The sequence below is a fragment of the Scytonema hofmannii PCC 7110 genome (assembly GCF_000346485.2).
GTDB lineage: Bacteria > Cyanobacteriota > Cyanobacteriia > Cyanobacteriales > Nostocaceae > Scytonema > Scytonema hofmannii.
The window spans coordinates 10,845,874-10,857,260 of record NZ_KQ976354.1 but is presented as its reverse complement, the minus strand read 5'-3'; the positions used below and the strand labels follow the sequence as shown (position 1 = coordinate 10,857,260).

The following is an 11,387-nucleotide window of genomic DNA, read 5'->3' as shown; positions in this document are numbered from 1 at the left end:
GAAAAATATGTCAAAATTTCAAGAGTCTAATAAAAATAATTATATTTTGCTAGTGGATGATAATCCAGATAACTTACGTTTGCTATCTAGAATGCTAGAGGCAGCAGGATATAAAGTCAGAAAGACCATTAGTGGAAAAATGGCAATTCAATCTGCTCAAATAGAACCTCCTAACTTGATTCTACTTGATATTACTATGCCGGAAATGGATGGCTATGAGGTTTGTCAAGTCTTGAAATCTCATACCAAAACTGCTCATATTCCTATCATTTTTATTAGTGCTTTAAATGAAACAGGAGATAAAGTTAAGGCATTTGAACATGGTGGTGTGGATTACATTATCAAACCGTTTGAAGAAGCAGAAGTCTTGGCACGAATTACCAATCAACTCCTCATTCACCAGCAACAAAAACAACTACTTGCACAAAACCAACAGCTAGAACTAGAAATTAGAGAACGCCAACAGGTAGAGGCAGAATTGCAAAAAAGTGAGGCTTCTATGCGGGCGCTTTACGAGGTGGCTGCTAATAGCAACCTCAACTTTGAACAACGTATTTATCATCTATTGGTAATGGGTTGTCAGGCATTTGAGATGGATTTTGCAGTTTTGTCTCAAATAGATAGCGATCGCTATGAGGTCATTGTCGCAAAATCATTTGATAATTCTCTTTCACCGGGAGATTCTTTTAACCCCAGGGAAACCTTTTGTTTTGAAACACTTACAAGTGATGAACCTTTGAGCATAGAGCATACAAGTGCTTCTTCTTGGCAGAATCACCCTGCTTACAAAGCTTTTGGCATGGAATGCTACATTGGAACTCGGATTCGAGTGGCGGGTCAAATTTACGGGAGTCTGTGCTTTTGTTCTCTGCTTCCGCGAGATAAACTGTTTAAGTCGGCAGACAAAGAATTATTAAAGTTAATGGCGCAGTGGGCTGGGGGAGAGATTGAGCGCAAGCTATCGCAAATAGCCATGGAACTACAGTATCAGCGTGCTTTGCTGCTGAAACAAATGACTCAGGAAATTCGCCAAACGCTGGATGTCAAACAGATTTTTCAAACTACAGCTATTCAAATTGGAAATTACTTTAGTGTAAATCGCTGTTTAATTCACAACTATATTGCAGAACCAATTCAAATTCCTATCGTAGCAGAGTATTTAGAACCGGGCTATACATCGACATTGCGTCTTGAGGTTCCAGTCATTAACAACCTGCACGCACAACAGATGCTGGCTCAAGATCGAGCCATTGCTTCTTCAGATGTTTTTACTGACCCATTATTAACAGCCATTCAACCTCTTGCTCAAAAATTGGGATTAAAATCAATGCTGGCGATTCGGACTTCGGATCGGGGACAACCCAATGGAGCTATTGTATTGCATCAGTGTGATCGCGTCCGTAAATGGACAAAGGATGAGATTGAGTTTTTAGAATCTGTCGCCACTCAAGTTGGAATTGCTTTAGCACACGCCTATCTCTTAGAACAGGAAAGAAAGCAGAGCAAAGAACTCACCCAGAAAAATTTTGCCCTAGAACGAGCAAAAAGAGACGCGGATACTGCTAACCGAGCAAAAAGCGAGTTTTTAGCCATGATGAGCCATGAAATCCGTACACCGATGAATGCAGTCATTGGCATGACAGGGCTTTTGCTAGGTATGGAACTGACTGCTCAACAACAAGACTTTGTGGAAACCATCCGCAACAGCAGTGATGCCTTGTTAGCTATCATTAACGATATTTTAGACTTTTCCAAGATTGAGTCTGGCAAATTGGACTTGGAAGCATACCCCTTCCACTTGCACAATTGCATTGAAGAAGCTTTAGACTTGCTCGTTCCTCAAGCACAAGCTAAAAAGTTAGACTTGGGCTACCTCATCGATTCCCAAACACCAACGGTGATTGTGGGAGATGTGACGCGAGTGCGGCAAATTTTAGTGAATTTACTTGGGAATGCGGTTAAATTCACTTCATCGGGAGAAGTTGTTGTTTCTCTGACGGCAAAACAACTTGAGAACGGAGAATACGAAATTCAGTTTGCTATCAGAGATACAGGCATTGGCATTTCTCAAGACCAGATGGAGCGATTGTTTAAGCCATTTAGCCAGGTGGATGCTTCGATCAATCGCAGCTATGGCGGAACTGGATTGGGTTTAGCCATCAGCAAACGCTTGAGCGAAATTATGGGCGGCACAATGTGGGTAGAAAGTACTTTGGGTGTTGGCTCAACATTTTATTTTACCCTGGTAGTACCCTCAAAACCCGATTTAGAAACTAATAACATTCAGGGACAACAGTCAAATCTTGCAGGAAAACGGCTTTTGGTGGTGGATGACAATGCCACTAATCGACAAATTCTCACCGTAGCGGCTTCAAATTGGGGAATGGTGGTTTCCTGTGCTGAGTCCGGTTTGCAAGCACTGCAACTGTTGCAACAAGACCGATTCGATCTTGCAGTCGTAGATATGTATATGCCACAAATGGATGGCATCCGTTTGGCGTCCCAAATTAATTCCCTCCCAAACTGTAAAGAACTGCCCTTAGTTTTGCTAACTTCCGTATGCTTACCGCCTAAAGACTTAGAAGCTAAATCGAACTTTGCTGCTGTTCTCAGTAAACCAATCAAACAATGGCATCTTTACAATACATTAGTGGGTGTTTTAAACGGACAACAGCTGAAGACGCGTCCAACTCATGCCTCAGCACCTATATTTAATTCACAGTTAAGTCAAGAGTTACCGCTACGTATTTTACTGGTAGAGGATGTTGCTTTAAATCAAAAGGTAGCTTTACAAATGTTAAAGCGGCTGGGCTACCGGGCTGACGTAGCTAATAATGGACTAGAGGCGCTGTCAGCTTTGCGCTCCCATCCTTATGATATCGTCTTTATGGACGTACAAATGCCGGAAATGGATGGGTTGCAAGCAACTCGCCAGATTTGCCAAGAATGGTCAGCTTCTCAACGCCCTTGGATTATCGCCATGACTGCTCATGCAATGCAAGGGGATAGGGAAGAATGTTTAAACGCTGGAATGAATGATTATATGAGCAAACCCATTCGACCTGAAAGTCTCCCCCAAGCGTTTGAAAACTACAGACGCAAGCGCAACTCTACCCCCACAACCGAGGAAGAGGAATCAACTCCAACAGAAATTCTCACCCCTGCCATTGACGCGCAAGCATTTCAATCTTTAAAAGAGATGATAGGAGACGATGACCTTTTGGCAGAGTTACTAGAGAATTACTTGGAAGATTCACAGCAAAAAGTGCAAAAAATAAGGGAGGCGATCGCATCAGAAGACGCGGCTACCTTACATCGTACAGCCCATTCTTTGCGATCGTTAAGTGGTAGCGTTGGCGCAATGCAGCTTGCGACACTCTGTCAAAAACTGGAAGCGATCGGTCGTGATGGTACAACAGTTGGAACCTCAGCACTCGGTTCACAACTTAAGGCAGAATATGAACGAGTCAAAGCGTCTTTGACCAGTGACCAGTGACCAGTGACCAGTGACCAGGATCAGTGACCAGTGACCAGTGACCAGTGACCAGTGACCTTTAAAATGATAAACATTTCCGGTTATCAAATCACCAAACAATTGTACGAAAGTAGCCATTCATTGATTTATCGTGGTTATAAGATATCCGATCAACAACCTGTCATTTTTAAAATGCTTAAAGAGACTTATCCCAACCCGGAACAATTGGCTTGGTTTAAGCGGGAATATGAAGTAACTCGCACCTTGAAAATATCCGGGGTGGTAGAGGCTTACAAATTTTTAGATGAGCAAAAACATTTAATCATAGTTTTAGAAGATTTTGGTGGCGACTCCTTAGCCATGTTACAAGTTGCCGGTCAAATGCCATTATCAGAGTTTCTCCGGTTGGCAATTGATATTACCGAAATCTTGGGTGCAATTCATGCAGCTAACGTTATTCATAAAGATATTAACCCCAGCAATATTGTCTTCAACCGAGCTACTAAACAAGTCAAAATTATTGACTTTGGCATTTCAAGCGTACTTTCACGGGAAAACCAAACATTTCGCCATCCCAATATCTTAGAAGGTACCCTCGCCTATATGTCTCCCGAACAAACAGGACGGATGAATCGTTCGATAGATTATCGCACTGATTTTTATGCTTTGGGTGTAACTTTTTATGAACTTCTGACAGGACAATTGCCCTTTCCTAAAAGTGATGCTCTTGAATTGGTACACAGTCATATTGCTAAACAAGCAGTACCACCGCACGAACTGGTAGGGGAATATACCTGTGCGCCTATACCCCCAATCATCTCAGAGATTGTCATGAAGTTAATGGCAAAAAACCCTGAGAATCGATATCAATCAGCTTATGGATTGAAGGCAGATTTAGAACAATGTCTGCATCAATTACAAACGACTGGTGAAATAGTTTCCTTTTCTTTGGGTCAGCAAGATATTGCAGACAAGTTTCAAATTCCACAAAAATTATATGGCAGAGAACAAGAAATAGCAAAATTACTCGCAGCATTTGCAAGAGTTGCAGGGGATGCAGGGAAAGTAGGAGTTGCAGGGAATACAAGGGATGCAAGGGATGAAAATTTTGCACAGAGAAACCGGGTTTCTCCAAGAAACCGGGTTTCTGTTGCGTTGTCCCCAACTCACCAATCCAAAATCCAAAATCTAAAATCCAAAATCCAAAATCCAAAATCCAAAATCGAGATGGTCTTGGTAGGTGGTTACTCTGGTGTGGGTAAATCGGCTTTAGTTCGAGAAATTTACAAACCCATTACCGCACGTCGAGGAAATTTTATTTCCGGTAAGTTTGACCAGTTCCAACGCAATATTCCTTATTCTGCTATCAGTCAGGCGTTTAATGAATTGTGCAATCAACTGCTTAGTGAAAGCAGTTCTGTTTTCAACGAGTGGAAAGAGAAAATTTTAGCTGCAGTGGGTGATAACGGACAGATCTTGATTGATGTGATTCCTAGCTTGGAATTTATTCTTGGTTCACAGCCTCCTGTTGCTCAAGTTGGCGCAGTTGAAGCCCAAAATCGGTTTAATTTAGTTTGCCAAAATTTTATCAGAGCGATTAGCCAAGCCGAACATCCGCTTGTTTTATTTATAGATGACTTGCAATGGGCGGATGGAGCATCATTAAGCTTGCTAAAAATTATTATGAGCGATCGCACTCTAGAACACATCCTCATTCTTGGTGCTTATCGAGATAATGAAGTTGATGCAACTCATCCATTGATGATGACTTTAGAGGAGATCGCACAAGAAGAAGGGCTGATTTCATTCATTCACTTGAATAACCTGACAAAACTCGATATCAACACTTTAATTGCTGAAACTTTAGCTTGTTCCCAATCATCCTGCCAACAATTAACCGAATTAGTTTATAAGAAAACACAAGGAAATGCTTTTTTCACAATTGAGTTTTTCAAGTGTCTTTACGTTGAAAAAGTGTTAAAATTCAACTATAAATTACGACAATGGCAATGGGATATAGGGCAAATCCAACTCAAAAACATCACTGCGAATGTAGTAGAATTAATGGTAGGCAAAATCAACAAATTGCCAGAAAAAACTCAGACTGTTTTAAAGTTAGCAGCTTGTATTGGTCATAGCTTCGATTTGTTAACATTGGCAACAATATCTCAACAAGACCCCAGTCAAGTTTTTACTGAACTTTTTCCTGGCTTACAAGAAGGTTTGGTGTTCTCCTTAAATAAAAAGTATAAATTATTGGGACTCGGAGATGATAGCTTTGTTAGTGAAGTGAGGCTGCAATTTTTACATGATAGAGTCCAACAAGCAGCTTATTCTTTAATTGAGGAAACGCAAAAGCAATCGACTCATTTACAAATTGGTCGTTTGCTACTCGCTAATTCCACTCAGGAGGATTTAGAAGAAAAGATTTTTGATATTGTTGACCAATTTAATCAAGCTATTGACCTAATTAATCTACAACCAGAAAAAATTAAAATAGCTGAATTGAATTTAATTGCAGGTGAAAAAGCTTTAGCTACTATGGCATATGAGCCATCATTTAAATATTTCCAAATTGGCATCAAGCTTCTCAATGCAGATAGTTGGCAACAACAGTATAATCTTACATTAAATCTCTACTCACAAGCTGCCCAAACTGCTTATTTATCCTGTCATTTTGAGCAGATGGAGCAATTGACACTAGCAGTTCTCAATTGTGCCAAAACCAACCTAGAAAAATTAAAAGTTTGTGAAGTCAAAATTAAAGCTTTAACTGCACAGAGCGATCTTAAAGGTGCAATTCATATAGCTCTAGAATTTCTACAGTGGTTAGGTGTAATTATACCAGAGAAACCAAGCCAGTTAGATATTCAACAAGCACTCTCAGAAAACGATTTACTTTTAGCAGATAGGGAAGTTGAAGATTTAATTCACCTACCCGAAATGACTCAACCGGAAAAATCAGCTGTTTTAATGATGCTGGAGAGTATATCTGCTGTTGCATATATAGGTGCTCCAGAACTTTTCTTTCTAATTATTTTAGTAAAAGTTAATCTATCAATTCAATATGGTAATAGCTCAGAGTCAGCATTTGCTTATGCTTTTTATGCTGTTGCTTTATGTGGCGGGCTTCAAAAAATCGAGCTAGGTCATAGATTTGGACATTTATCTTTAACCTTAGCTCAAAAATTTTCCGATAAAAAAGTTATAGCTAAGTCTCTTGCTATATTTGCTCAAGTTCTCCACTGGAAAGAACATATCAAAAAAGCACTAGTCATGTTGTCTGAGGCTTATAAAGGAACATTAGAAACTGGAGATTTTGAATTTGCTGCTTATAGTGCTTATGGTTGGTGTCAATTTTCATTTTTTATCGGGCAAGATTTGCTTGAGCTAGAAAAACAGATAGCTAATTACAATCAGGCAATTGGTAAACTCAAACAGGAAATGCCTTTTCATTGGACAGCTATCTATTGGCAAACAGTTCAGAACTTGCTAGAACGCTCGGAAAATCCCATACAATTAGTCGGTTCTGCTTATGATGAGAACCAAGCACTTCCCATACTGATGGTAGCAGATGACAAGGTAGGGTTGCATATATTCTATTTAAATAAACTGATTCTCTGTTATTTATTTGGAGAATTGAGCCAAGCGCAAAAAAATGCGGATATGGCACAACAATATTTACAAGCGGCGTTGTCACTGTTAGTTAACTCTATATTCCATTTCTATGATTCATTAACTCAGCTAGCTATTTTTGCTGAGCATCCCAATTCTGACAAAACAGCTTTAATGAATCGAGTCAATAGAAATCAAGAAAAAATGCATCATTGGGCAATGCATGCTCCCATGAATTTTCAACACAAGTATGACTTGATAGAAGCAGAGAAAGCACGAGTTTTGGCTCAAACAGTCGCAGCAATGGATGGTTATGAAACAGCAATTAAAGGTGCAAGAAATCACGGTTATTTTCAAGAAGAAGCCTTGGCTTATGAACTAGCCGCTAAGTTTTACTTAGACCGAGGTATGGAGGAAATCGCTCAAACTTATATCACCAGAGCTTATTATGGTTATGTTCGTTGGCAAGCTTTGACAAAAGTCAAGCATTTAGCAGCACAATATCCTGATTTTTTGACTACAAACCCAACAAAATCTAAAAATACTACTTTAACTTTTTCTACTTCTACTACTCATAAAAGTGAATCAAAAAATCTCGATTTAACTAGCATTCTCAAAGCTTCACAAACTCTGGCAGGTGAAATAGTACTGGATGTCTTGTTAGCAAAAATTATGAGATTTGTGCTGGAAAATGCTGGTGCAGAAAAGGGATATTTGATTCTAAAGGAGCAATCTCAATGGAATATTGAAGCAGTAGGAAATATGAACTTAGATGAAGCTGTGGTTTTGCAATCTATTCCGATGACATCGGTAAATGAGAACAGTATAACTCCGTTAATTTCTGCTGCGATCGCTAATTATGTCATTCGTACCCAAGAGAGTGTGGTTTTGCATGACGCCGCTCATCAAGGAAATTTTACTCACGATCCTTATATAATTCAACAACAGCCAAAATCTGTGCTGTGTGCGCCACTATTGAATCAGGGACAACTAACTGCTATCTTATATCTGGAAAATAATTTGACAACGGGTGCTTTTACTCCCGACAGATTGGAAGTTTTAAATTTATTAGCATCCCAAGCAGCTATTTCTATCAAAAATGCCCAACTTTATGCTAATGTATGCCAAAACGAGCATAAATTAACACAATTAGTTGCCGAACAGACAGAAGCATTACGCTGCAGCGAACAACAGTTTAAAAATGCTTTTGAAACGACAGCAGTTGGAATGTGTATTGTTTCTTTAGAAGGGCGATTCTTGGCGGTAAATCCTTCAGTTTGCAAAATGTTTGGCTACCCAGAAGCAGAATTATTGTCTCTCACATTTCAGGAAATTACTTATCCAGATGACTTGGAAGTCGATCTAAACAACGTACAGGAACTCTTGGCTGGTAATATATCTTACTACCATCTAGAGAAGCGCTACATCCAAAAAAACGGACAAATTGTCTGGGGTTTGCTTAGTGTTTCCTTAGTGCGCGATTCCCAGCAAACACCACTTTATTTTGTTTCTCAAATCCAAAATATAAGCGCTCGCAAGGAAGCAGAAACCGTACTACTACATGCAGTTCATGTAGCAGATGCAGCCAGCCGAGCAAAGAGCGAGTTCTTGGCAAATATGAGTCACGAACTACGAACTCCCCTCAATGCTATTCTTGGCTACAGCCAAATCATGAATCGCGATAATTCTCTATCTACAGAACACAAGCAGTTTTTGGCAATTATCAATCGTGCAGGCGAACATCTCCTACAGTTAATTAATGATGTTCTGGAAATGTCGAAAATCGAAGCGGGTCGAATGTCTTTTAATCCCAGTGGCTTCAATCTACATCAACTTCTGAATAATTTAGAAGAAATGTTACGATTGCAAGCCAAATACAAAAATTTGCAGTTATTCTTTGAACGGGCATCAAATCTCCCTCAATACGTGCAGACAGATGAACAGAAATTGCGCCAAGTTTTGATTAATTTACTTGGCAACTCACTCAAGTTTACTCGCCAGGGTCATGTGATTCTACGCGTAAGTCTAGAGACTGATAAAACGCCTCTCCAATCTCCACTTCTCAGTCCCCAATCCCTAACCTTTGAGGTAGAAGACACCGGACTCGGTATTGCCCCAAATGAACTTGATACTTTGTTTGATGCCTTTGTACAGACTCAAGCGGGGCGAAAAGCAAGCCAAGGAACGGGTTTGGGATTGGCAATTAGCCGTCAATTTGTGCAGTTAATGGGAGGAGACATTACTGTTAATAGCATTCTCGGTCAAGGTACAATTTTTAAGTTTGACATTTCAATAACGCTAGCTGAAGCCACAGACGTTCAAAGCGAACAACCCATCCACAGAGGGCGAGTCCTCACTTTAGCACCAGACCAACCACAGTACCGTATTCTCATAGTTGAGGATCAATGGACAAACCGCCAACTGCTCGTTCAACTGCTAGAACCTCTGGGATTTAAGGTGCGAGAAGCCGAAAATGGTCGAGAAGGGCTGGCTCTATGGGAGAGATGGGAACCGCATTTGATTTGGATGGATATGCGAATGCCAGTTATGGACGGTTACCAAGCCACCAAACAGATCAAAGCACAGCCAAAGGGTCAGTCAACTGTGATTATTGCCCTCACGGCTAATGCATTTGAGGAAGAACGAACGGCTATTTTAGCTGCAGGTTGTGACGATCTTGTCCTGAAACCGTTTCGAGAAGAGGTGATTTTGGAAAAAATGGCTCAACATTTAGGTGTGGGCTATGTTTACGACGAGAGCAATCTGTCTTCCGCACCTAGCGATCGGCAAGAGGAAGAAGATAAAATCTACGTGCTAAAAGCAGAAAGTTTAAATGTCATGCCTGCAGATTGGATAGCACAGTTACATCAGGCAGCTGTTCGACTTGATGATAAGCAAATGATCGAACTCCTAACGCAAATTCCTCAGTCAAATGCCTTGCTTGCTCGAGCACTCACTCAGAAAGTGGATAACTTTGATTTCGACCAAATCATGAATTTAACTCAACAAGCTAGTTTTTTATGAAGGGCATATCTGTTGATGAACTCCGAGCTAAAATTTTAGTTGTAGATGATGAACCCACTAACCTGCGTCTTTTATCTATGACTTTGGCTCAAGAGGGCTATGAAGTAAGATGTGCCAAAAATGGTGAATTGGCTTTACTCTCAGCACAAACAAACCCACCCGATTTAATTTTGCTCGATATCACAATGCCAGAAATGGATGGATATGAGGTTTGCCAACAGTTCAAAGCTAATGCACAAACTTGTGATATCCCAGTGATTTTTTTAAGCGCCCTGAATCAGACTCTTAATAAGGTAAAAGCCTTTAATGTTGGTGGAGTAGATTACATCACCAAACCGTTTCAGGTGGAAGAAGTTTTAGTTCGCGTCAAAAACCAACTGGCTATCCAATTGTTACACAAGAAATTAATTGAGCAAAACGGTTTACTGCAAAAAGAAAACTACAAACGCCAACAGGAAATTGCTGAGCGATTGGAAGCAGAACGCAAACTCGAACAACTCACAACTGAGTTGAAACGCTCAAATCAAGAGTTAGAAACTTTTGCTTATGTAGCTGCTCACGATTTGCAAGAACCATTAAGGGCGGTGACGGGTTACACCCAACTTTTAATCGATGAATATCAAGACCGTTTAGATGGGACAGCCCTAGAATACATGGATTTGGTTGCGGATGGGGCAACTCGGATGCAACAATTGATTAAAGACTTGCTTGCTTACTCTCGCGTGAGTTCTCGCGGTCAAGAATTTACACCCATAGACCTTAATGGCGTATTGCATCAGGTAATGAAAAATTTGCAGGTTGCGATCGCCGAGAGCAACGCTAACATTTCCCACGATCCCTTACCCACAATTGCTGGTGACAAGACCCAGTTAGTCCAGTTATTTCAAAATCTTATTGGTAACGCTATTAAATTTCGTCAAAAAGAACCTCCTGAAATTCACATTGCTGCTAAGTTAAAAGATGGGCATTGGTTGTTTTCAGTGCGAGATAACGGTATTGGGATCAAACCTCAATATCTTGACCGTATTTTTGAAATTTTCAAACGTCTTCACACCCGCACAGAATTTCCCGGTACTGGCATTGGTTTGGCTATTTGTAAGAAGATTGTGGAACGTCACCAGGGACGTATCTGGGCTGAATCACAGCTAGGAGAAGGAACTACATTTTACTTTACGATTCCTAAGTGTAGCTGACTCTTGGTCACTGGTCACTGGTCATTGGTCACTGGTCACTTGTCACTACTCACTGGTCACTGGTCACTGGTCACTGGTCA

3 protein-coding genes are annotated in these 11,387 nt (G+C 40.4%); all 3 read left to right on the top strand.

Going from position 1 to position 11,387, the window contains the following annotated elements; translation table 11 throughout:
• Window positions 1-7: 7 nt before the first annotated feature.
• From WA1_RS45705 to WA1_RS45695, 3 genes are read left to right on the top strand one after another with little or no spacing between them, the layout of a single operon-like run.
• Window positions 8-3,496, top strand: a complete 3,489-nt coding sequence (locus WA1_RS45705) for a response regulator (protein WP_017744233.1) — start codon at window positions 8-10, stop codon at window positions 3,494-3,496.
• A 51-nt stretch (window positions 3,497-3,547) separates the two neighbouring features.
• Window positions 3,548-10,114 carry a hybrid sensor histidine kinase/response regulator gene (locus WA1_RS45700; protein WP_272819367.1) on the top strand — a complete coding sequence of 2,189 codons (6,567 nt, stop codon included), beginning with the start codon at window positions 3,548-3,550 and terminating at the stop codon, window positions 10,112-10,114.
• Window positions 10,111-11,307: an ATP-binding protein gene (locus WA1_RS45695; RefSeq protein WP_017744231.1), complete on the top strand. Its 1,197-nt coding sequence runs from the start codon at window positions 10,111-10,113 to the stop codon at window positions 11,305-11,307. The genes WA1_RS45700 and WA1_RS45695 overlap by 4 nt, the downstream gene beginning before the upstream one ends.
• The last annotated feature ends 80 nt before the right edge of the window (window positions 11,308-11,387 follow it).